The sequence below is a fragment of the Arthrobacter sp. ISL-85 genome (assembly GCF_018613675.1).
Taxonomy (GTDB): Bacteria; Actinomycetota; Actinomycetes; order Actinomycetales; family Micrococcaceae; genus Arthrobacter.
On record NZ_JAGGPQ010000028.1, the window covers coordinates 1 to 24,358 of the forward strand.

General features: G+C 65.5%; 13 protein-coding genes. 10 read left to right on the forward strand and 3 right to left on the reverse strand.

The genetic code is table 11. The annotated features are described in order from the left end of the window. Positions 1 to 9: 9 nt before the first annotated feature. Positions 10 to 3,804: a hypothetical protein gene (locus J7I84_RS19840; protein ID WP_214946238.1), complete on the reverse strand. Its 3,795-nt coding sequence runs from the start codon at positions 3,802 to 3,804 to the stop codon at positions 10 to 12. A 422-nt stretch (positions 3,805 to 4,226) separates the two neighbouring features. On the opposite strand from J7I84_RS19840, the gene J7I84_RS19845 reads away from it, so the two are divergent. Beyond that, positions 4,227 to 5,318, forward strand: a complete 1,092-nt coding sequence (locus J7I84_RS19845) for an ImmA/IrrE family metallo-endopeptidase (protein WP_214946239.1) — start codon at positions 4,227 to 4,229, stop codon at positions 5,316 to 5,318. Next, positions 5,293 to 5,880 (forward strand): hypothetical protein, encoded by a 588-nt coding sequence (locus tag J7I84_RS19850; protein WP_214946240.1) that lies wholly within the window; start codon positions 5,293 to 5,295, stop codon positions 5,878 to 5,880. Before J7I84_RS19845 ends, J7I84_RS19850 begins: the two co-directional genes overlap by 26 nt. Positions 5,881 to 6,800: 920 nt before the next feature. Here J7I84_RS19850 and J7I84_RS19855 read toward each other — a convergent pair. Further along, positions 6,801 to 8,060, reverse strand: coding sequence for a glycoside hydrolase family 1 protein (locus tag J7I84_RS19855; RefSeq protein WP_214946241.1), 1,260 nt, complete (start codon positions 8,058 to 8,060; stop codon positions 6,801 to 6,803). Between the two features lie 219 nt (positions 8,061 to 8,279). Here J7I84_RS19855 and J7I84_RS19860 point away from each other — a divergent pair, with 219 nt between their 5' ends. The 6 genes from J7I84_RS19860 (at position 8,280) to J7I84_RS19885 (ending at position 18,611) form a co-directional block, all read left to right on the forward strand. Further along, positions 8,280 to 9,836 carry an ABC transporter substrate-binding protein gene (locus J7I84_RS19860; protein WP_214946242.1) on the forward strand — a complete coding sequence of 519 codons (1,557 nt, stop codon included), beginning with the start codon at positions 8,280 to 8,282 and terminating at the stop codon, positions 9,834 to 9,836. A 65-nt stretch (positions 9,837 to 9,901) separates the two neighbouring features. Further along, on the forward strand, positions 9,902 to 10,855 hold the full coding sequence (locus tag J7I84_RS19865; RefSeq protein ID WP_214946243.1) for an ABC transporter permease: 954 nt from the start codon (positions 9,902 to 9,904) through the stop codon (positions 10,853 to 10,855). Then, complete coding sequence (locus J7I84_RS19870; RefSeq protein ID WP_214946244.1) at positions 10,852 to 12,957, forward strand: dipeptide/oligopeptide/nickel ABC transporter permease/ATP-binding protein; 2,106 nt, start codon at positions 10,852 to 10,854, stop codon at positions 12,955 to 12,957. The genes J7I84_RS19865 and J7I84_RS19870 overlap by 4 nt, the downstream gene beginning before the upstream one ends. Further along, the gene (locus J7I84_RS19875) at positions 12,954 to 13,958 is read left to right on the forward strand and encodes an ABC transporter ATP-binding protein (RefSeq protein WP_214946245.1); all 1,005 of its coding nucleotides are present in this window, start codon (positions 12,954 to 12,956) and stop codon (positions 13,956 to 13,958) included. Before J7I84_RS19870 ends, J7I84_RS19875 begins: the two co-directional genes overlap by 4 nt. 37 nt (positions 13,959 to 13,995) lie before the next feature. Beyond that, positions 13,996 to 16,284: a family 78 glycoside hydrolase catalytic domain gene (locus J7I84_RS19880; protein ID WP_214946246.1), complete on the forward strand. Its 2,289-nt coding sequence runs from the start codon at positions 13,996 to 13,998 to the stop codon at positions 16,282 to 16,284. Between the two features lie 8 nt (positions 16,285 to 16,292). Next, entirely contained in the window at positions 16,293 to 18,611 is a 2,319-nt protein-coding gene (locus tag J7I84_RS19885) for a family 43 glycosylhydrolase (RefSeq protein WP_214946247.1), read from the forward strand. A 32-nt stretch (positions 18,612 to 18,643) separates the two neighbouring features. Here J7I84_RS19885 and J7I84_RS19890 read toward each other — a convergent pair whose 3' ends face one another. After that, complete coding sequence (locus J7I84_RS19890) at positions 18,644 to 19,474, reverse strand: IclR family transcriptional regulator (RefSeq protein WP_214946248.1); 831 nt, start codon at positions 19,472 to 19,474, stop codon at positions 18,644 to 18,646. A gap of 148 nt (positions 19,475 to 19,622) precedes the next feature. On the opposite strand from J7I84_RS19890, the gene J7I84_RS19895 reads away from it, so the two are divergent. Together J7I84_RS19895 and J7I84_RS19905 are read left to right on the forward strand one after the other, a co-directional pair. Further along, entirely contained in the window at positions 19,623 to 23,375 is a 3,753-nt protein-coding gene (locus J7I84_RS19895) for a family 78 glycoside hydrolase catalytic domain (protein WP_251046871.1), read from the forward strand. Further along, entirely contained in the window at positions 23,372 to 24,334 is a 963-nt protein-coding gene (locus tag J7I84_RS19905) for an alpha/beta hydrolase (protein ID WP_214946249.1), read from the forward strand. Before J7I84_RS19895 ends, J7I84_RS19905 begins: the two co-directional genes overlap by 4 nt. Positions 24,335 to 24,358 lie beyond the last annotated feature (24 nt).

Below are 24,358 nucleotides of genomic sequence, written 5' to 3' on the forward strand. Positions count from 1 at the left end.
ACTAACCTCTCAGGTCAATACATCTAGGAAGCCGAGAGCGAGTGGTGTGCCGCGCTCGACTCGTCCGCCGAGCTCGGGGTCTTGGACGAGTCGGTCGTGGAGGTCGTTGTGGAATTCGCGCTCCTTTACGTACACGCCACGGCGGTACTTCTTCTCCCACGTCATCGATAAACCAGCTCGGCAGATTGCGGTCATGAGTCGGCAGAACGCCTGGAGATGATCGTGGTCGTACCCAGCCTTGGCAAAGCGGTCGTACATGGCAAGCAGGCGTTCGTCGAACACGGGATATTCCGTGGCGCGGTCCCGGGTCGCGTCGTACGGCCGCACTCGAAGTTCCCTGTGTCCGGCGACATCGAGGGCCTGGTTTTTCGGTTCACCGTCAAGCTTCCCACGCCAGGTCAGGCGCAAGAGCATCGGAGGCGCCGGTCTGCCGGCCGTAACCGCGAACTTTAATACGAGAGACCCTGACTGCTCATAAGTCTCGCCGTCGCCGGCGTGGTCGACCTTCTTCCACTCGAACACCGGCTTGATAATTTCGTCCTCAGTCATGTGGCTGATGAACTCGGCGTCGAGACGGTCGGCCCAGGCGGGCCAGATGCCTGTCTGCACCCGCATGGATAGCTCGTAAACCCGTCCGCCGCGAAGGACTTCAGGGCCGGTGACAAGGTTCCCGTCTATGGAGGCGAGAGCGACGGCGACCGGCGGCCCGTCATTTTCCAGAGCGAGTGAGGGCGTCGTCCCGTGCGGGTCGGGGCCGAGGTCTGCCGGCCCCTGACGCTGCCTCATGCCTGCGACCACCGGGACAGGGAGGGGTAACTTGGCCAGGCCGTCGAGGGTAGAGGCCGTCGCGGCCCCCGCCGAACCGGACGCGGCGGCGTAGAGTTGAACGCGCAGGGGACCGGCGAGTGGGTCGTCATCGCCGAAACGGGTCCGAAGGTCTTCCGCGATCAGGTGCCCGCGACGGTCCGACGCCTCCTTGTGGGCGCTTCGGTCGGCCATCCGTGCGTCGAACGCGGCCGCTTCTGCCCGTAGCAGGTGCGCGCCAACCTCGCATGCCGAAGCGAACGCCCGCAAGTACCCAGCAGTCGGAGTAGCGTGGGCGGACGCTGTCGCAAGGTCGGCCCCGGCCGCGGACAGTTCGGCCGCTTGAGCTTCAAGTGTCGCAACCGGATCGGTTCCGCCGATCCGCCCACCGGCCACCAGCGCACGCTTGACCCTCGCGTTCGCGCTCACCGAGGCCGCGAGTATTGTGGCGAGGTCTTCACCATGTTTGTCCCGGAGCGCCGACGCAGCTGCGGCGGCAGCATCGGCGGCCAGGGTGCAGTCCTTTCCGGCCTCAGCTTCGGCGTCGACATCGACTGCGGACGCTAGCGTCGACAGGATGGCTCGATGGTCGGCGTAGGCCTGCTCGTCTGGGGTCTGTGCAAGGAGCACGCCCAGAATCGCTCGCGCGTCACCTATGCGGCCGGCACGCCACGCGACTTCGACGAACTCTGCAGCGGCGAGCGGTCGGTCGGGGCCCTGTCCGACGGCGGCTTCGGTCAGATGAGCGAGTGGAAGATTTATCAAGCCAGCGCCGCACGAAAGCAGATCGCACAGTTCGTCGTCGTCGTGCACATTGAATCGGTCGTTGATAGTGGGATCGGCAGCTTGCCGAAGCCGCAGCATCGCCATCTCAGGCGACACTGTGACCTTGCGGGTCCAGTCACCAGAGCGGTCGAGTACATCGGCCAAGTCATAGCTGACCAGCGGCTCGACGACGTTGAGGACTTGTTCCTCGGCCCACGCGCATAGCCGGTCGTTCGCGAGGCGGCGGGCGAGTGCCTTGACGGCGCGCGCGGACTCCTTGACCACATCCTTGTTCTTGACAAGATCTACGCCGGCCATCACCTTCAAAGCGGCCTGCAGCAAAGTCCGGGTCTGATCTGGCGTCCAGGTGAGTCGCATCGCTGCACGTGTGACTGCCGCGGCGACCACGACGAGCTTATCGCCGATTAATGCCGGCAAAAGGTCTGCCAAGCTCGAAGGCAGGGAATAGGAGCGGCCGATTTCGGACCAGGCGTCGAGTGCCTCGGCCCGCAAGAGTGGCTCCGAGCCAAGGATGTATGTGTACAGGGTCGGAAGGACGGTTTGGATGACGTGGAACTCGTTGCCGTGCCTGGAGCCAATGCGGCCGAGGAACTTCAGTAAGTGCCACGCGATGTCGCTGTGCCTTGCTGAGTCTCGCTCATCGTCGATGAGCGAAACTAGTGCAGAGCACACGGTTACCGGGTCCGCTTGGGCTGTTCGTTCAACGGCCTCCAGGGTGCGATACATTGCTGAACGGAAGGCGGTCCGCCGGTTCATCCGCTCTAGGCCCTGAATCATCGGACGCGTATTTTCCGTAAGTATCTCCAACGGGGAAACTTGCGGCTTCTTCGATTCCTCGAGAATGCTGAGGAAAGCCCCTAAGAGCGCAGGAAGACGCTCCAGGGTGTACTTCGGATCATCGTTCGCTACGTCCTTGATAAGCTCCGCAGCATCGCTGCGGGCGTCGTCACCCCATGCTCCGGACAAACACTTGAGAGCCAGCCCGAAGATGGCATCGGTCAACTTAGTCCTTTGGGGAGCGTCAGGCCGTGGATCACCCGGGTCACGCCACCGTGGCTCCGCGAACGCCAAGTCGACCGCAAGCTCCAACACCCTAACGAACCTCTGGCCCGAGAAACCACGTGCCCTACGCGCGGCCTCGTCGATCTCACTGACCACGTTGCCCACGCCCAGCACGACGCACACCGCTAGAGCGCGCTCCACGAACGGTCGCGCGGGGTCGTCTTCCAGCAGGGCTTCTGAATCTCCTGCCTGGTGGCGGATCAGGCCAGGAAGTAGCTGGTCGGCCAAGTGTGAGTGCGTCGGCGCGAGAGCACGAACAGCGCCCGCGGCCGCTGCAACGTCGTAAAGCGCGTTCTCGTGGCCGGCTGGGGGAGGCGACAGCAGGATGAGGCTGCGCGGAAGGCGCGGTGCGGGGAACATGGCTGACACAACCGTGACCAAGCGCTCGGGAACCAGATCTGCGAGGGTCAGCAGCGCTACCGGGTCCTTCGAGACGCTGTCCGTCTGATGGGGGATACGCGAAACGCCACCCGCGAGCTCAATCGCGGCTCGGCACACCGCATCGTCGATCTCCTCCAGGACCAAGTGGTTCGAGAGGTCCGCAAGGCAACGTCCTGCCGGAACTGACGCGCGACGCCGAAGCTCAGCTACTGCGGCCGCCGCGACGTGCGCCCCGAACGCGGGCCGCCGAATCGCAACCCGCCGCAAGGGCTCCAACAGGGTTCCGCCGATATCGGTGCTGACGACTAGGGTGCAAGCCGCAGCGATCACGTCCCGAGTGAACAACTCTGGTACGCCGTCTGCCAGCGCATTCAACCGAGCCAGGGCACCCTTCCTCACGTTGAGGTCAGACTCCGCTGCTGGGTCGGGGTCGAGAAGACCGATGTCGGCCACCGCGGCAGCCATAACCTCGTCACTGCCGACCGAAAGCGTACGCCGGGCGTCCTCGCGCTCGGCCCACAAAGCGTGAGCGGCATCTTCACGCTTGGCCTCCGCGGCTTTTTCAGCTGCAGCTGCAGAGTCTTCATCCGCCACTAAGGTCGCTAGATTCGGGACTTCGCCCGTTGAACGGCGTCGGTCGCAGCCCACGCAGTGCTCCCGGAAGAAGCCTGTCGCCACCACGAGCAGGTTCATCGCGCCAGTCGACCCGATGGCAACCGGACACTTTGCTCTGCGCATATTGATGGGGAGACCGGTGATTTCCTCGAGCATCCCTCCGCCCAAAAACTGTTCGAACGTAAGGTTCCGGCAGTGGCGGCGTGAGAGCTCTATCGTCTGGAGGTTTAGTTCGCCTGACGGATGGCGTCATCGATGTGGTCAGACACCTCTGAATCATCTCAGGCGCCGCTGAGACGACCTAACCGATGGTCGCCCGTCAACTCAAGGGCGCTATGCCTCGCACTTATAGTTGCGTGACCACTCCCGCGTAGACCTACGGACCAGGCATGAACTTGACCAGGGCGATGGGAAGTTATGCGATTACACGTCAGATAGTGGACATGGACGTCTACCTGCATGCAGGCGGGCCACCGGCTGCACCGGCTGCACGCACCAAGGAATGAGCTTCGTCGAAGTTCGCCACTCCTCAGTGTTACCGATTGGGATTTTCCCAATTATGCATTAGAATTCTTGTCATGACTGCGATGGGGGAACGCGTCGCCGCTGCAATTAAGCAGGCCGGCATGACGCAAAAAGAGGCCGCCGCGAAGGTCAGTATGAAAGCGGACGCGCTGAGTCGCGCTCTGAGTGGCCAGCGTGGGTTGGCCGCGATCGAGCTTGCCGATTTGGCTGAATTACTGCACGCAGACCTTCACTACTTAATCACGGGCGAGGCCGATCCGAGCCGAATCACCATATCCGCTCGTCATGACTATGACTCCGACACCGGCCAGCGCAGCGTTTCCGGAGCAGTTGCCGATTCCACCGTGGTGGGCGATATCTGCCTCGCCTATAAACAAGTTGAGGGCTCGGGCGATGCGCAGGCCCCGGTGGCATTGCCCCGCACAGCACAGGAAGCTCGGGAAAGTCTCGGCGCAAACTTCGTTCCTGATTTCATGTTGCGGCTCCAACGACTTGGTGTGGACGTCGTCCGGGTCGAGCAGCTGTCCACTTCTTATTCCTTCACGATTTCAGATCGTCCCGTCATTGCGTTGAACTCGTCGGGAAACTGGTTCTACGAAAACTGGAGTCTCGCGCATGAGCTGGGGCATCTCGCTCTCGGCCACGTTGGTGTTATGCCCGGGCAGACAAACACGGACGCGTGCGAGAGCCAAGCCAACGCTTTCGCCGCCGAATTGCTCCTACCTGCTGCTGAGATGAAGAGCCTCGATTGGAGCAAGATCTCCCGCGCGGAGTTCGCAGCTTTCTTGTGGGAGTGGGGTGTTTCCACAGGGGCGGTGAAGAATCGGCTGGGCGCGCTACAGATTATAGTTCCTCAGCATCTAATTGAGCTGCTGGAGTGGAAAACGCAGAAAGTGTTGCGCTACTACTGGAACGGCAACCGGCAGCCGTTCCTCGACCGCATAACTGAGCGCATGACGCAAGCTGCACAGCGACACTTCCCGGAGTGGCTAAAGGACGGGCACCTTAACGCGATTGCAGCCGGACGGATGCATAAGAACACGCTGGCCTGGATGCTCGAGGTAGACGCAGACGAGCTCGAAGTAGAAGAGCCGGCGCCGCGGAAGCTTCGAAGTGCCGATGAACTCTCGGCGCTGCTCGGATGACCACGACGACGTGACTGGTCCGCTTCTACTGTTTCCCGACACAACCGTACTCATCAACTTCCATATCTGTTCGGCCATGCCACTGCTGGACACTCTGACTCGCAAGCGTGGGCAATGGACTGCCACAATCCGGCAGGAGTGTATCCGCAAAGAGGGTGACCTAAAGCTACCGCAACTAGCCGCAGCGGCTGAGGGTGTTTTTGGAGATCCGCTCTATCCGGACGAGGACGAGCATAGGGCGATACGCGACCTCCGCGCCCTCATGGCCAGGCCAGGGGATCACCGCGATCAGCACTTGGGTGAAGCCGAGACAGTCGTAATCCTAGAACGCCGAGCCCTGAACGCCGTCTTCATCACGGATGACTCCCACGTTCAGGAGTTTACGCACAAGACCTGCATTACCTCGTGGGACCTCTTGGGGCATGGACTTCGATTAGGTGAGGTGACCGAGGACCAGATTCGCTCCATGCGGGCAACGTTGCTTGCTCAAAGGAGAGTTCACATCAATGAGGTGAAAGACGCAGCAAGCTTCGAGATGTGGCTTGCAAGTCGGAAGCGCTGAGCTATAAGAGTTGTTGACACTGTCAACACTTTTCGGTTCGGATTCGGTGGTACTGCTATCGGACTGCTCCCGGATTCCGTATGTTTTTCCCGGTTCTCAGTGTTTTCAAGGGCTGGAATGCAGTTCGAGTCCCACCTCGGGCACAGCATATCCCCTCGTCAGAGGGGCTTTTTTGCTTTGACGTGTGTACAAAGCGTGCGGTCGCGTCGTCTGACGGGCTGGGTCGCGGGCTGTGGCCTGGCTGCCGCGCTGGCCTATTCGGGTGTGTGGGTAGCGGGCACAGGTCCCTGGCGAGTGGGGCCTCCGCCTGCTGTGATGGGTTCCGGCGCTTTCTTATTCCGTTCTGTTCGGTTGACCAGGGTTGGCCAACACCAGTTCATGGTCCGGGGTAACGGGCACTACATGACCATTCAGTTTTGGGCCCCGATCGCAACGAAAAGAGTCCCTTTGCAGGTCGCGGAGCGACTACCGAGGCGCGGCTTGTCCTGCCAAAGTACGCGTGGACACTGTCCACACTTATGTCTGCTTCATGGCTTCCGTCTGGCGTCTTCGGGAAAGAAGCAGCTCTGTGCGCTCGGAGCCATGGTCGAGACGCTTGCGGCAGTCGTGCAGGCTTTAGGACCGGGTAGCTTCCTCTCGCGACCCTGCGCTGGGTAACTCGATCGGCCCCAATGTCCCCATTAGGACACTATCCGGCGGGATTTCTGACGTCAGATTGGGTGTCCGCCCAATTGCACGCGCTAGGCTGGCCAAGTTTCCACGCCCCCGGCTAGGGGATGTCGGCTGCGTTTACGACCAGCGTTCGTGACCCAGTGTGGACGCGCACCTACTTCATTCCGCTGAGGCTGTAGGTGCGACTAAGGCATGAGGCGGAAAGACGACCCGGACTCCCAATCGAGTCCGGGTCATCTTTTTAGTCATTAGGCGGGATTCGTTGCCGTGACTTTGTCCTCCTGCCGGGCCCGGTTGCCGAGCCAGCGGGCACTTTCCTTCGGGGTGCGCTCCTGGGTGGTGCGATCGACGGCGATCAGGCCGAATTTCGGCCGATAGCCGAAGATCCACTCGAAGTTGTCGAAAGCAGTCCAGGCGATGTAACCCCGGACGTCGATGCCGTCGGCAAGGCAGGAGGCAACGCCGTCGACCGCTGTCTCCAGGTAAGCCAGCCGCTGGGTATCGTCCTCGGTGGCCAGGCCGTTTTCCGTGACAATCACCGGGATGCGTGCGATCCTGTGCGCCTCGCGGATGGTGGCCTCCAGGGCCTGCGGGTAGATCTCCTCGCCCATCTGGTTGACCGGCACGCCTTCCGGCGCTGGGGCGTGCCCGTCCGGGCCGTAGACGGTGCGGCCGTAAGTCTGGATACCCACGAAGTCGTCGCCGCGGGAAGCTTCAAGGAACCGTTCGTTGACGTCGCGGCGCACCTGGTCTGCAATACCTTCACCGCCGGGCAGCGACTGGATGTCGGAGTTCGCCAGGGTCCAGCCCACGAGCAAGTCCGGGCGGTGTGCCTTGATGGCTGCGGTGGCGGCGCGGTGGGCCGCCACCTTCACCTGGAAGCCCTCCTCGGTGGAGCAGAACTGGAAAGGGGCAACAGTCCGGGCGTCAACGCCCAGCCGCTCTGCCGCGGCTGCCCACATAGGCACGGTTCCGCGGTTTTCCGGCGCTTCGCCACCGATACCGAAAGACTCCAGCAGCCAAGGCAGGTTAGGTTCGTTCAAGGTGCAGGCCACGCCGATCAGATGGCCCAGGTGGGCCATCACCCGGTCGCAGTAGCGGGCAAACAGTTCAGGGGTACTGTCACTTTCCCATCCGCCCAGCTGCAGGAGCCAGCGTGGCGAGGTGAAATGGTGGAAGGTGACCACCGGGATGAGGCCGTGCTCCAGGCAGGTCTCCAGCACACGCTTGTAGTGGTCCAGTTCGGCCACGGAAATGTGGCCTTCCTCCGGTTCGACCCGGGCCCACTCGATAGAGAAGCGGTAGCTGGTGAAACCGAGGCCGGCGATCAGTGCAATGTCCTCCCGGTAGTGGTGGTAGTGGTCCACCGCGTCCCCGGAGGGCTCGGCGAAGATTGTCCCGGGCAGGTGCTCCAGGAACCAGGTATCACTGTTGACGTTGTTGCCTTCCACCTGGTGGCCTGCTGTGGCCACGCCCCAGAGGAAGTCGCGGGGGAACGGATTGGTCATGGGGTTCCTTTCGTGATGGACGCGCTCGGCATCCCAGGCTTCGCTGCCTTCCCTTCCATCCTGTCGGCTGGCGTGACCGCCGCCACAATATCTTTTCAATCAATGACATTGTCATGTTTGGTGCAGCAGTCCCGGGCTGATTCTTGTAGGGAGCCGGGCACCTCCGGCCCCACTGATTTCTTTCCGTTGCAGTCATAGAAGAATGCGAAGGCGCACCACATGAAACTTTTGACCTCCACCGCACGCGGCAGTGCAGCCGTCCTGACCGGTGCCCTGTTGGTGGGTTCCCTGGCCGCCTGCGGCGGCGGGTCCAGCCAGGCCACGGCAAAGGTTGATACCAGCACCCTGACCCTGGCCATCGACAGCGACTCGGGCTCTTTCGGCTATGACCCGCTGCGCGTCTCCGCGGCGCAGCGCCAGTTCTTCGAAGGCCTCTACGACAGCCTGATGACCCTTCAGCCGGACGGTTCCGCAGGACCGGGCCTGGCCAAGGAGTTCAGCTACAACGCGGACAATACCGTCCTGACCCTGACCCTGAAGGACGATGTCACATTCACGGACGGCTCCAAGCTCGACGCCGCACTGGTCAAGGCAAACCTGGACCGCCGCTCCGATCCCGCACTAAGCGCATACTCCGCCGTGGCCAAGGGCGGTGCCCAGGAAATCACCTCTGTGGACGTAGTCAGCCCCACCCAGGTCGCCCTGACCTTCGCCAAGCCCCAGCCCGGATTCGAAAAGAACCTGGCCTCAACAACTGGCATGATCGTGGGCAAGAACGGTGTCACGGACACGGCGAGCCTGGCCGCCACGCCGGACGGCTCCGGCCCGTACACCCTTGATCCGTCCACGGTGAAGGGCAACAAGTACGTCCTGGTGAAGAACGACAAGAGCGCTGACGCTTCAAAGTTCGCCTACAAGAAGGTTGTTTTCAGCATTGTCATGGACCCGCAGGCCCGCGCCAACGCCTTGGTCTCGGGGCAGGCTGACGTTGCCATGCTGACGTCTTCCACGGTGGACTTCGCCAAGTCAAAGGGCCTGGGCGTGTCCCAGATCGGCGGCACCGTCAACACCATGATCTCCTTCGACAAGATTGGCAAGACCGCGCCGGCGTTCGCGCAGGAGAAGGTCCGCCAGGCCATACAGTACGCCATCAACCGCCAGGCCCTGGTGGATGCCCTGCACAAGGGTGACATCCCCGCCTGGAACGCCCTCCCCAAGGAGTCGGCGGGCTTCACCAAGGAACTTGAAACCGAGTTCGCGTACAACCCGGCCAAGGCCAAGAGCCTGCTGGCCGAGGCCGGCTACCCCAATGGCTTCGAGTTCACCATCATCGCCGGCGCCCAGACCCAGACCGACCTTCAGGCAGTCCAGAAGGACCTCGCCGCCGTCGGCATCACCATGAACGTGAAGATGGCAGCGTCCACCGACGAAGCCTTCGCCGCCGTCGCCACCACGCCCCTGGGTTACGCGCCGCTGAACTGGGACAACCCCGTCGGCGTGATGTACGGCGCCATCCTTAACGGCTTCACCAACGTCCAGAAGGCCACCGATGACCAGCTCAGCGCCGCCACGGGCGAGCTGGCCGCGGCGAAGGACGACGCCGCCGTCAAGGCCGCCGCGACCAAGCTGAACACCCGACTGGTGGAGTCCGGCTGGATGATCCCGCTGTACGAGGCCCTCACCAACCAGGGCTACAACACCAAGAAGGTGGCCCCGGTGAAGTTCGCCGGCACCAACGCCTACCCGCTCCTTTCGTCCTACACTCCGGCCAACTAACAGCCGCACCATCCCGCCCGGTGCCCCCCCGCTGAGGGGAGCGCCCGGCGGGACTGGCCTGACCGATGGAGGTCACCATGGCACTATTCATCACTAAGCGCCTGTTGATGGCGCTGGCCACCGTGCTGGTGGTTGCGGTGCTGGCATTCCTGCTGGTGCACGCAATGCCGGGCAGCCCCGGGGCGGTGTCCCTCGGCGCCGGCGCCTCCCAGGAAGCCATCGACGCGGTCAACCAGCGGATGGGCTGGAACGATCCGCTGTTCGCGCAGTTCTGCACCTGGCTCGGTTCCGCAATCCAGGGCGATCTTGGCATCTCGCTCATCGATGGCCGCTCCGTCAGCGCAGACCTGGCAAGCCGGTTGCCTGTCACCGCCTCCCTTGCCGCCGGTGCCACGATCCTCAGCGCGGTCCTCGGGATCGGATTGGGCGTCACCGCGGCCGTCCGCGGGGGAGCGCTGGACCAGGCCATCGGCGGCTTCGTCGGCCTCCTGGTTGCCCTGCCCGCGTTCTGGGTGGGCGTCCTCTTCGTCTACCTTTTCGCCGTCCAGTCCTCCATCTTTCCCGCCACCGGCTACGTACCGTTCGAAGTCTCACCGCAGGATTGGGCGCTGTCCCTGGCGCTGCCGGTGATCACCCTGGCCGTGGGCGGTGCGGCCTTCATCGCCCGGCAGACCAGGGCGTCGATGCTGGAGGCCCTGCAGCAGGAGCACATCAGAACGCTGCGTGCCACGGCCACCCCCACCTGGAAGATCCTTTACGTCCACGCCCTGCGCTACGCCAGCCTGCCCATCGTGGCCGGCATCGCCCTTCAGTTTATCGGCCTGTTCGGCGGCTCCGTCATCGCTGAGCAGCTATTCGCCATGCCCGGCCTGGGCCAGGCCGTCCAGACCTCGGTCAGCACCCATGACGCCCCGGCCGTCCAGGGTGTGGTGGTGATCGCCACGGTGGTGGTGGTTGCCGTGAACCTGGTACTGGAGCTGGCAACCAAGTTCCTCGACCCGAAGTTGCGTGCCTCATGATCCCTTCAATGGCTCCGGCCCCCGCAGACCAGGCAGAAACCACGACGGCGGCAGCGGCTCCCGCCCGCAACGCCGGCAGGGCGGCCATCACCAAACTTTCCGGGCACCGCCTGTTCGCCTCGCCCGGCGCCGTGGCTGGCCTCGTGTGGCTCGCCGCGCTGGTCACCGCATCGGTGACCGCTCCGCTGTGGCTGCCGTTCAAAACCGAGGATCAGGATTTCACCGCCGTCCTCTCCGGCCCCACTGCCGCGCACTGGCTGGGAACGGATGAACTGGGCCGCGACATTCTCAGCCGCATTTTCGCCGCGGCGGCGGGCACCCTGGGGACCTCAATGCTCACGGTGATTGTCGGCGTCGGACTTGGCACCATCCTGGCCATGCTTGCCGCCGGCGCCGGGGGACGGGCCGAAGGCGTGATCAGCCGGGTCACGGAGGTCATGATGTCCCTGCCGGGCACGGTGATCATTTTGGCCGTGATCGGCGCGGTGGGAACCAACATCCCCGTGGTCATGGCCATCTTGGGCATCCTGATGTCCGCCGGCATCTACCGGGTGATCCTGGGCCAGGCCAAGTCGCTGCAGTCCCAGCTCTATGTTGACGCGGCCAAGGTGGACGGCGCCAGCCCGCTGCGCATCAGCCTCCGCCACGTCCTGCCCGGGCTGGCCAACACCATTGTGGTCCAGGCGGCACTCATCTTCGCCGTCGGCATGCTCATCCAGGCTGGCCTGGCGTTCATCGGCTTCGGGCCGCCCATCCCACAACCAAGCTGGGGCGGAATGATCCAGGGCGCCTCCCAGCATGTCTACGACGCTCCCTGGATGATGGTCCCCACCGGTGCCGTCCTGGCGCTCACGGTCCTGTCGGCCAATGCCATCGGCAACGCCCTGGGCAAGGCCCCCAACGCCGCCGCGCCGCACCTGCCTTCGACTGCCGCACGCCGGCAACGGGCCAAGGCCGTCGCCGCCATCGCCGCCGCCCCCGTTCATGTCACGAAGGACGGCGCCCCCGATGGAGAAACGGCGGTGGGGACGCTCAGCGTCCGCAACCTCTCGGTCGGCGTCGACAGTCCTGGTGCAGGTAACGGGGTCCGGCTGGTCACCGACGTCTCCCTCGACGTCGAACAGGGGACCGTCCTGGGCCTGGTCGGGGAGTCCGGCTGCGGCAAGACCATGACCGCGCTGTCCCTGCTCGGGCTGCTGCCCTCCGGCGTCTCCGTCACCGGCGGACAAATCCTCTGGAACGGCAGGAACCTTGCCGCCACCACGGACAAGGACATGGAAGCCGTCCGCGGCCGCGAGATCGCCCTCATCAGCCAGGAACCCATGCGCGCCCTGGACCCGATGTTCACTGTTGGCTACCAGCTCACCGCCACCATCCGCCGGCTCCGTGGAATGGGCAAGGGTGAGGCGCGCAAGGAAGCGCTCAGCCTGCTGGAGAAGGTGGGAATTGTTGATGCTGCCCAAATCCTGAAGACCTATCCGCACCAGATCAGCGGCGGCATGGCACAGCGCGTGGCCATCGCCCTGGCCCTCTCCGGCAACCCCAAACTGCTAGTGGCGGACGAACCCACCACTGCCCTGGACGTCACGGTCCAGGCCGAGATCCTGTCCCTGCTCCGTGCACTGGTGAAGGACACCGGCATGTCCGTGGTCATGGTCACCCACGACCTCGGCGTGGTGGCGGACATCTGCGACCAGGTGGCTGTGATGTACGCCGGGCAGGTGGTGGAAAACGGCAGGACCGCAGCCATCCTGGACAGCCCCCGCCACCCCTACACCCTGGCCCTGCTTGCCGCGGACCCGCACGCCAACCACGCGGACAGCATGCCTGAGCGCCTCGCCACGATCAGCGGCCAGGTGCCGCAGCCCAAGGACTGGCCTGCCGGCTGCCGGTTCGCTGCCCGCTGCCAGTTTGCCGGCTCCGCCTGCCTCGAACCCGTCCCGCTGCTGCCCTCCGGCGCAGGAGAAGGCCTGGTGCGGTGCGTCAAGGCGGACCAGCTCGCCGTCGAAGGCATGGACTGGCTGGCCACGGACGTCCCGGCGTCCCGCCTGCTCGAGATCACCCCCAAACAGACGCTACTCACCGAAAAGGACATGGCATGAGCACCGCAGTCACGCAGCTCCCAGGGCCCGCGCCGGCCACCACTGTGCCCATGCTCGAGGTGAAGGACCTGGTGGTCCGCTACGGCCGCGGACGCCGGGCAGCCACAGCACCTGCCGCCGTCGACGGCGTCAGCTTCAGCATCGCCCCCGGTGAAACGGTGGGCCTGGTGGGGGAATCAGGGTCGGGCAAGTCCACCATCGGGAAGGCGATCCTCGGCCTGCAGAAAGTTTCCGGCGGCACCATCAGCTACCAGGGCTGGGAGATCACCTCCGCTACCGCGACCCAGCGCCGGGACCTGGGCGCAGAACTGCGGGCGGTATTCCAAGACCCCAACTCCTCCCTGAACCCCCGGAACACCATAGGCACCTCCCTGGCGGAACCGCTTCGCCTGCGCGGCATCGCCGCTGCGGAGGCCCGGGTAAAGGCCGAGGATATGCTGGAACGCGTGGGCCTGCCCCGGGAGGCCGTGGACCGGTACCCAAGCCAGTTCTCCGGCGGCCAGCGCCAGCGCATCTCCGTGGCCCGCGCCCTGATCTGCGACCCCTGGCTCGTGGTCTGCGACGAGGCCGTCAGCGCGCTTGACCTTTCCACCCAGGCGCAGGTCCTCAATCTCCTGGCCGACCTCCGCGACGAGCGGGGCCTCAGCTACCTGTTTATCGCGCACGACATCGCCGTGGTCCAGTTCCTGGCACAGCGCGTGGTGGTCCTGTACCGCGGGCAGGTGATGGAAAGCGGACCGGCCGCCGCCGTCACCGAAAACCCGCAACATCCCTTCACCCAGGCCCTCGTGGCCGCCTCACCGGTGCCCCGCCCTGCCGAGCAGGCCGTGCGCCGTGAGGCCCGGGAATCGCTGGGTGTCCGCACCGGCGCCGCCGCCGTTCCCGCGCCGGGAGGCTGCCCCTTCCGGCTCCGCTGCCCGCTGGCCACCGAGCTGTGCGCCACCGAACGGCCGGCGCTGCGCCGCATTGGCGCGGCCGACGTCGCCTGCCACTACGCCTAGTACCTTTGCCTCCACTTCAGAACGGATCACCTCACCAATGACTTCCACACCCTGGCTTGCCGCCATGATCACCCCCGGGCAGGACGTCGACGGCGCCCCGCGTCTCCGCAAGGAATTCCGGCTTGAGGAGGGCCATGGCGACGTGGTGAAGGCGACGCTGCGCGCCACCGCCCTCGGCATCTATGAAGCCCTGATCAACGGCGTCCCGGTGGGGGAGGACGTCCTGAGCCCGGGCTGGAGCTCCTACGAATGGCGGCTCCGGTACCGCACCTACGACGTCACCGCCCTGGTGGGACCCCGCACCGTCATTGGTGCCGAGCTGGGCAACGGCTGGTACCGCGGCAGGCTGGCGTGGCACGGCATGTACAACCTCTACGGTCCCGACCTGGGTTTCCTGGGCCAGCTGGACATCGAGTTCGAAGATGGCCACGTCCAGTCCGTCGGCACCGACGCCAGTTGGCAGGCCGGCCCGTCGGCCACCACCTTCAACGACCTGTACGACGGCCAGACCATCGACGCCCGGAACGCTGGGGGCGGCTGGGCGGAGCCGGGTTTTGCCCCCGACGCGAACTGGACCGGCGTGCGCACCCTGGCGTTCGACGCCGGCCGGCTGGCTGAGCCGGTCGGCCCGCTCGTGGTGCGTGCCGGCGTCGTCCGTCCCGTTGAAGTCTTTACCTCGCCTTCCGGCAGGACCCTGGTGGACTTCGGCCAGAACCTGGTGGGCTGGCTCCGGTTAACTGTGCAGGGGGAGGCCGGCACGGCAATCAGTGTGCGGCACGCCGAGGTGCTGGAGGACGGCGAGCTGGGCGTCCGGCCGCTGCGGTCGGCCAAGGCCACGGACACCTTCATCCTTTCCGGCGCCGAGGACCTCTTCGAACCCACCAAGACCTTCCACGGCTTCCGCTATGCCGAAATCACCGGATGGCCGGGCGAGCTCAGGGCGGATGACGTGGAGGCCGTGGTGGTCCACTCCAACCTGGAACGCATCGGCACCTTCGAGTGCTCCAACGAGCTGGTGAACCAGTTGCACCGCAACATCGTCTGGGGCCTGCGCGGCAACTTCCTGGACCTGCCCACTGACTGCCCCCAGCGCGACGAACGGCTCGGCTGGACCGGTGACATCGCCGTGTTCGCCCCCACCGCCGCCTACCTCTACGACGTCAAGGGCTTCCTGCAGGACTGGCTGCTGGACCTCGCCGCCGAGCAGAAGGCGCAGGACGGGCTGGTCCCCATCACCGTGCCGGATGCCCTGAAATACTGCCCCCAGCCACCGGAATTCCCCGCACCGGAGTCATCGGCGCTCTGGAGCGAGGCCTCGGTCTGGGTGCCCTGGGCGCTCTGGGAAGCGTACGGTGACCTCAGCGTGCTGGCGAACCAGTACGAGTCGATGGCCTCCCATACCCGCCGGGTGGAAGGCCTGCTTTCACCGGCGGGCTTGTGGGATTCAGGCTTCCAGTTCGGCGACTGGCTGGACCCCGACGCCGCACCCGACCAGCCTTGGGCAGCCAAGGCCGACACCGCCGTCGTCGCCACCGCCTGCATGTACCGGACCGCCCGCCTCACCGCGCAGACGGCCGGACTCCTGGGAAAGCACGACGACGAGGCACACTTCGAGGCACTCGCCGCCCGGGTGCGTGCAGCCTTCGCCGAACACTACGTGGGTGCAGGTGGCACCATCCACAGCGACTGCACCACCGTGTACGCGCTGGCCATTGCGTTCGATGTGCTGGAGACGCCGGAACTGCGGGAGTTCGCCGGCAACCGGCTGACGGAACTGGTGCGGGACAACAACTATCGCGTGTCCACCGGGTTCGCGGGGACCCCGTTCATCACCCATGCGCTAACGGACACCGGCCACGCGGATGAAGCCTACCGGCTCCTCCTGGAGGAGGGCTGCCCGTCTTGGCTTTACCCGGTGACCATGGGCGCAACTACCGTGTGGGAGCGCTGGGACTCCATGCTGCCGGACGGCACCATCAACCCTGGCGAGATGACCAGCTTCAATCACTACGCCCTGGGCGCCGTGGCAGACTGGCTCCACAGGAGTGTCGGCGGTATCAGCCCGCTGGCGCCCGGCTACAGCAAGCTCCGGATCGCCCCTGTCCCCGGCGAGGGGATCGATTGGGCCAAGACGTCGCTGAAGACCCCGCACGGAACAGTCAGCGTGGAATGGAAACTCGACGACGGCGCGCTGCACCTTGAGGCGACGGTACCTGACGGAGTGAAGGCCGACGTCGTACTACCCGGCGGCGAGCCCCGCACCATCGGCGGCGGCACGCACGCGTTCACCGCACCTTCCCCGCTCGCCATGACCGCGGGAGCGTAGGGCAGGCTGTGACGGGCATCGATAAGGCCTCTGCGGAGCTGCTTGTTGTGGACAATGATTTTGGCGGCGATCCTGACGGACTCGTGGCGCTTGCCCACATCCTCTTGCGGTCCGGGTCGGACGTTGCGGTACTGGTGACCACATCACCGCTTGATCCGGGATTGGCGTCGGCAGCAGGTGCGGACCCAACAACCACAGCCGAACGGGGGAGCGAGCTCGCTGAACAACTCGTCGAGCTTTTGGGGTGCGATGTGCAGGTTGTTACTGGTGCAGAGTCCACCGGAATCACTGATGACCAGGTCAGGGCAGCAGCGCGCGCCATCGTGGATACCTCCGCCCGCTACCGGCGGACCACGATCCTGTGCGGCGGTCCACTGACCAACATCGCCGCGGCGCTTCGGTTGGAGCCTTCGCTCGTTGACCGGGCAACGCTGGTGTGGGTGGGCGGCACCTTGGTTGAGGCGCGCCGCGGGGAATACAATTCCGACACTGACGTGGAAGCGGCAGCGGCCGTGCTGGCGGCAGGGATGCCCCTGATCCGCCTCCCCGCTGAGGAATACACGCGGATGACTGTTGCGCTGGATGCAGTGAAGAACGATCTCGCTGCCGCCTCGCCGGTCGGTTCCTGGCTGGCGGAGCGCCTACTCGACGTTCCGCCCTTCGTGCAGCTGGGCGCCACGCTGACTCTGGGCGACAGCGTCCTGGTGCCCTTTATGCCGCGGCCTGGCGCAACTGGAATCCCGGCCGCCCCGGGAACAGTGGTCCACAACCAGGTCGACAATGCAGGGCTGTGGAACGGCCTGATCGGTCTGCTCGCGGCGCAGGGTAAACACGCAGCATTGAAGAGCAACCCCATCTTGTCGGGCTTCAACCCGGATCCGAGCATCGTCAGCACGCCGGATGGCTATTACCTGACTACGTCATCGTTCGAATACCTCCCGGCGCTACCCGTTTATCACAGCAAGGACCTGGAAAACTGGCGGCTCGTTGGCCACGTGGCCACGCGCGAGCAACAGGTCGAAATAGCCCATGTACCGACGCCCGGAGGCGTTTGGGCGCCAACCCTTCGGTATCGGGACGGCGTGTTCTACCTGATCGTCTCCGTTTTCCTCGGCGGCCGGGGATGCGTGGTCTTCACAGCCACCAACCCCGCAGGCCCATGGAGCGACGGGACGGCGATTGCGGCCGTGGACGGCATCGACCCGGACCTGGCCTGGGATGAGGACGGAACCGCCTATGTGACGTTCGCCCGGCACCCGGATGGCATTCAGCAGGTGAGGGTGGACCTTGCCACCGGCGAAGCACTCGAAAAGCCACGGCCCTTGTGGCCAGGAAGCGGGCTCTATTCGCCCGAAGGCCCCCACCTCTACCGCCGCGGCGACTGGTGGTACCTGATCGCGGCGGAGGGGGGAACTGACAGGGGGCATGCCGTGACCGTGGCCCGCTCGCGTCGGCCCGAAGGCCCCTTCGAATCCGCGCCGCATAACCCGGTCCTGACCGCTGCCGGCACCGGCTCTCCTGTCCAGAACACCGGCCACGCCGACCTTTTCGAACTTCCCGACGGCGGGACAGCCATGGCCCTGCTGGGCGTCCGGCCCGTGGGCCTCACCCAGGCGTTCTCACCCCTGGGCAGGGAAACATTCCTGACCAGGGTGGACTGGGTGGATGGCTGGCCCCACGCCCGCCTGCCTCGACTGGCCGGGACGCGCAGCGAAGAGGTTACCTACGACTTCGCCAACGGATCAGGCCTGGAAGATCCCGCCTGGATTGCGGTCCGCAGGGTGCCTGCGGAAATAGCGGCCCCCACACCGGACGGGCTGGTCATCAAAGGGGAGGGGAACACCCTGCACTCACTCCGCCCCAGCTTCCTTGCCCAGCGGCAGCGCCACCTCGGGATCGACTTCCGGGCTGTGCTTGATGTAAGGGCCGGGCGGGGCGGCGTCGCTGTCCGTAATGCCGAGGACAACTGGTTCGGGATCGAAGCTGCTCAGGACGGGGAAGAAATTTCGGTCACTGCACGCGCCGTCGTCGCGGGCTTTGACCGCACGTGGCAAACAACAGTCCCGCACGGCGACGTCGAGTTGGCAGTCCTGACAACCCCGCCACCGGCTGGCTTCAGCGCCGGTGCCGTCGGCGGTGACAGAATCCGCCTCATCGTGCGTGCCTTGGCGCCCGGCTCCAGCGCAGAGGAGGTGCTGCTGACGGAGCTTGACGGCAGACACTGGTCCTTCGAAACCGCAAAGGCATTTACGGGCAGGGCCTTCGGCGTCTTTGCTGTCGAAGGCGAAGTCCTTGTACGGCGGCTGGACTACTCCGGCGCGGACTGACCGGTGCACGACAAACCAATATTCCGTTGGCCTCACCCCTCGGAGTGCGTGCGCACACCGGGGCTGACCTCGGCAAGGTGGCCCAGGTTCCTTGACACGGCACGAGCGGTGGCACGGACCGCGGGGGCCAGGACGTTAGGAGGCGTTGAACCGTCGGGCACGACGATGGACAGCGCTGCCACCACGGAACCCTGTGCGTCAAAGACCGGTGACGCCACGGACACGGTCTGGGAGGGGTGGGAACGGCGGATCATGGCAATGCCCGTACGGCGGACATCGGAGAGGGTGCGGCGCAACTGGCCTTCGGGCATATTCTCCACCCCGGGCTCGCTCTCCGGCGGTTTCCGCAACGTGGCCTCCTGGAACTGCTGGTCCGCGCCCGCCAGCAACACCAGCCCGACGGCGGTGCTCCGCAGCGGCGCACGACCGCCCACCCGGTACGCGACCTCCGTCGCGTCCTTGGAGGACAACCGCTCTATGAGCACGGCCTCCTCGTTGTCCCGCACGGCCAGCAGGACGTGGTGCCGTGTCACCTCGAACAGGTCCTCAAGATATGGCAGCGCGATCTCGCGCACCCCGTGGCCGCGGGGCGAGAGGGACGCCACCTCCCACAAGCGGACCCCCACGACGTACCGGCCGTCCTCGAGCCGCTCCAGCGCACCCCAGGCAACCAGCCGGGCAATCAGGCGCAGCGCCGTGGGTGCGGGCATTCCCGCATGGCGCGCCAGTTCGGAGAGGGTCAGTGCACGACGGCGGTCGGAGAAGACGGCGAGCAGGCTCAGCGCCCTGTCAATCACCGGTTCGCCCTGCTTGGGCCGCTTCCCGCGGGTGGGGATGGTATCGGTGTCCAAAGGGACGGTCATGCCTGTTGTCCTTGCACGGTCGGAAGTTCGGACGGAATCCGTGAACTAGACCACAATACTATTCCAACCAATGAAAGAGTGCTGTGAGCGTACGCTGCCTGGAAACGAGGCTGGAATCCCAGCTACTCCACGTTCAGGAGCTCCCCGCATGACCTTCACAAGTCTCGACGCCGGCGTCGAGGAAGCTGTTCTGGCCCCCGGCGCGCCCACCCGGCTTCGCGTGGAGCACCTCCGCGAGCCGGTCGGCATCACCAACACCCATCCGCGGCTCGGCTGGACAGCGCCCGAGGGAACGATCTCGCAGGCTGCCTACCAAATCACCGCAAGCAACGGCTGGGACACCGGCCGGGTGGAGTCTGCGCAGCACCTCGTGGTCCCGTACTCCGGGCCGGGGTTGGGATCGCGCAACCGGTTCGAGTGGCGGGTCCGTACCTGGAACACCACCGCGGACGGCACGGAATCCGAAAGTGCATGGTCTGAACCGATGTCCGTGGAGCTGGGACTCCTGTACGTCTCAGACTGGATGGCGCAGTGGATTGGTCCGGACGAGCATGCCGTCCCGAGTCCCGGCGGACGCCCCGGCTACGCCCTGCACAAGGCCTTTACCCTGGACACTGTCCCCGGGGTGTCGCGTGTCTACGCCACCGCCCACGGCATCTACGAACTGTTCCTTAACGGACAGCGGGTGGGCGACCAGCAACTTACCCCTGGCTCCACCAGCTACAACACCACCCTCCAGGTGCAGACCTACGACGTCACAGCGATGCTGCGCCGCGGCACCAACAGCATCCGGGCCGTCCTCACGGACGGCTGGTACCGCGGAACGTTCGGTTACACGCGCGACGCCGACATGTACGGCACGCACACCGCGCTCCTGGCGCAGTTGGAGATGCAGTCCGGGGACAGCAGGACGGTCATCGGCACTGACGGGTCCTGGCTGATTTCGGGATCGGAGATCCGGAGCGCGGATCTGATGGCCGGGCAGCGGGTGGATTTCCGGCTGCTGGATGAGCCGGAAGACGAGGAAAGGGCGGCACCCAAGGAACTTCACGCACCCAAGGGGAGTGCCGCCGTCGTAAGGAATGGCAGCTACAAAACTCTGACCGGTCCTGTGGCACCGCCAACCCGGATCGTGGAAGAGCTCGGGCCGGTATCCATCGCCCGCCTTGCCAGCGGCCACCAGGTGGTGGACTTCGGCCAGAACATTCACGGCTGGGTGCGCCTGACAAAGCTGGGCGCACCTGGGCAGACGGTCACCCTCGCCTATGGTGAGGCACTGGATTCCGACGGTGACGTGACCCTGGACCACCTGCGACCGCACGACTTCCGCCGGCCCGGCCAGTTCCTCTCGGCCGGGCAGGTTGATCAGGTGACGGCGTTTGGCGCACCGGGCGAAGCGTTTGAACCGCGGCACACCACCCACGGCTTCCAGTACGTGTCCGTGCGAGGCCTGACCGAGGACCTGGCGCCGCAGGACATCACCGCATGCCTGGTCCAGACCGACCTGGAGCCCCTGGGCACCTTCACATCTAGTGATGAGCGCCTGAACAAGCTGCACGAGATCGTGCAGTGGAGCTTTCGGGACAACGCCTGCGAGGTTCCCACGGACTGCCCGCAGCGGGAAAAGGCCGGCTGGACCGGGGACTGGCAACTGTTTGTGCCCACGGCTGCGTACCTCTACGACGTGACCGGGTTCTCACGGAAGTGGCTTAACGACGTCCGGGCGGACCAATGGGAAAACGGGGTGATTGCCAACATTTCGCCATCGCCCGGACCCGAAATCACGTCCGCGGACTTCATGGCCTTCGTCAACGGATCGGCCGGCTGGGGCGATGCCATCGTGATGGTGCCGTGGGAGGTCTACCTGGCCACCGGCGACGCCGGGATCCTTGCCGAGAACTGGGAAGCGATGAAGCGCTGGCTGAACTTCGTCCGGACCACCGCTGAATCCAGTCGGCACCCGGACTGCGCAACCGCCAGCCCGGTCCCGGCGCCGCACGAAAAGTACCTCTGGGACACCGGCTTCCACTGGGGCGAATGGATGGAACCGGACGGCCCCGAACCGGACCTGTTCGCCGCCCGCTCGGCCGATCACGGGATCGTGGCCACCGCCTACTACCGGAACACAGCCGCCCTGATGGCCAAAATTGCCGTTGCCCTTGGCCACGCCGAGGAAGCCGACGCGTTCGCGGAACTTACCGAGAACGTCCGGCAGGCCTGGGAAACGGAATACCTGGACTCCTCCGGGCACGTCACCCAACCCAGCCAGGCCAACTGCGTTCGCGCGTTGGCGTTCAACCTCCTCACCCCGAAGCAGCGCCCCATAGTCACGGCGCAGCTTGTCGCGCTGATAAGGGCGGCGGGCACCCACGTGGGGACAGGTTTCCTGGCCACGCCGTACCTGCTGCCCGTCCTTGCCGATAACGGCGAACTGGACTTGGCCTACGAACTCCTCATGCAGGACTCGGAGCCCTCCTGGCTGGTGATGGTGGACCGCGGCGCGACCACCATGTGGGAGCTATGGAACGGCCTCGACGCCGAAGGCAACCCGCACCAGTCCCTGAATCACTACAGCAAGGGCGCCGTGGTTTCCTTTCTCCACCGCTACACGGCAGGACTCCGGCAGGCACCCGGCGGCGCCGGCTATGAACGAATCATCATCGAGCCCCGCCCGGGTGCCGGCCTGACCTCTGCGGCTACAACGCATCAAGGCCCGCAAGGTTTGATCCAGGTGCGCTGGACCATGGACGACGGCGGGTTGCAGCTGAGCGCGAGTGTCCCGCCGGGCACCACTGCCGAAGTCCGGTTCCCCGGCGAACCGGCCGCCGTCGTCGGACCTGGAAAGCACCACTTCACCGCCCCTGTCAGCGGAACGACAGAAAAACCCCCGGCTTGTAAGGAGCACCCCATGAGTGTCCACGAAGCCACCGAAGTCTACGGAACCGAACGCCCGGACGCTGCCCGCCCGGGCCGGGTAGCGGTGCCGCCGTTTCCCGTCTTCGACGCCCCGGGGGTACCCGAGATCGTTTCGGACGTCTCGTCGGTGCACCGCGAAGTCACCTACGCCCGCGCCATCGGCTTCCGGCCGCTCAAGATGGACATCTGGCTTCCACGCCAAGCCACAGGTCCAGTCCCGATGGTGGTGTGGGTCCACGGTGGCGCCTTCCAGCTCGGCGACCGCCGCGAGCTGCCGCCCACCTTCGCACCGGACTCCGTTTTCCGCCTGCTCAACGAGGCCGGGATTGCCTGCGCCACGGTTGATTACCGGCATTGCCTGGAGGCGCCGTTCCCGGCCCAGCTGCACGACCTGAAGGCGGCTGTCCGCTACCTGCGGGAATTCGCGGGAGAGCTTGGCGTCGATCCGGAGCGGTTCGGCGCTTGGGGCGAATCCGCCGGCGGCCACCTCGTTGCCCTGCTGGGACTGACCGGAAACCGGGACGACCTGCGCGGCGGGCACGGGGCCCAGGGGCATTCCGATCACATCAGCGCCGTCGTTGACTTTTACGGTGTTTCCTCGCTCCTGAGCATTCCGCCCATGAATACTCCGGCCGGGCTGTTCCCGCCGGCTTTGACCGCAGCCGTTCCGGCAGGGATGCCCCTGCAGCCCGAGTACATGCTGGTGGGCGGTTCGAACGACCCGGTTCTTCTGGCAGCGGCGAGCCCGGTCAGTTACGTGACGGCCGATGCGCCGCCATTCCTCCTGATCCACGGCGACAGGGACGCCCTGGTGCCGCATTCGCAGACCGACCTCCTGGCTGCCGCCCTTGCCAACGCCGGAGTGGAACATCACGTGGTCACCATCAAAGGCGGGGACCACTGCTTCTTCGGCGCGGAGGACCAGCTTGACACCATTCTCGCCGCCGCCGTCCGCTTCTTCGCCGGGAAGCTGGGCCGGCCATGACAGCGCAGAAGCGCGAGTCCCCCGTTCCTGCAGCCAGCGGGAAGCCGGCATCCGATGCAGGCTTCACCGAGTACCTGGCGGCGCCGGAAGGCCCGAACGCCCCGTCGGGACCAGTTGGTCCCGCTGTTCCCATCCGTACGGTCGCAGCGAAGGGCAGGCACGGTCCGGTGGATATCCGGATCTACGGCGGCCCACCCCGGACGCCCGGACCGGCGCTGGTGTGGCTCCATGGCGGAGGGTTCGTCAGCGGCGGGTTGGACATGCCCGAATCGGACTATCTGGCCAGGGTACTGGCCGCCTCCGGGACGCCGGTGCTGTCGGTGGACTACCGCCTTGCCCGCGACGGGGTTCACTTTCCCGTGCCCCACGAGGACTCCTTGACCGGTTGGTTCTGGGTTCGAAGCAACGCCGAAGGGCTGGGGCTGGATCCGGAGCTCCTGTGCATGGGCGGAGCCGGCGCCGGCGGCAACCTCGCGGTGGGCGCCGCGCTGTACCTTAAGGACGCTTGCAAACCGCTCCCGGCGAAGCTCCTGCTGGCCTATCCCTTCCTGCACGCAGAATTGCCGCTGCCCGCGGAAGGACTGGACCAGGACGTGATGGCGACACTGCCCAGGCATCTGCGCTTCACCCCCGAAGACTGTGTGCGGAACGCTGAGAACTACGTTGGTGGTCCGGTGAGTATGGCGTCGTCGTATGCCATGCCTGGGTACGCCGACCCTTCCGGGCTCCCGCCCACGGCCATCGTCGCCTGCGAGTACGACGACGTCCGCGGCTCGTCCGAGCTCTTCGCCACAAACCTGGAGCAGGCCGGAGTTCCGGTGTCCTTTTACCTTGCCCGCGGCGCCATGCATGGCCACCTCAACCACGCAGCCGGCAGCCCCGAAGCTGCTGGCGCCCTGCAATTCCTTGCCCGGGAACTGGCTACCGCCAAGGCGCAGGGAACGCGTTCCATTGTTTGAAATCGCCCGCGCAACGCGGGACGG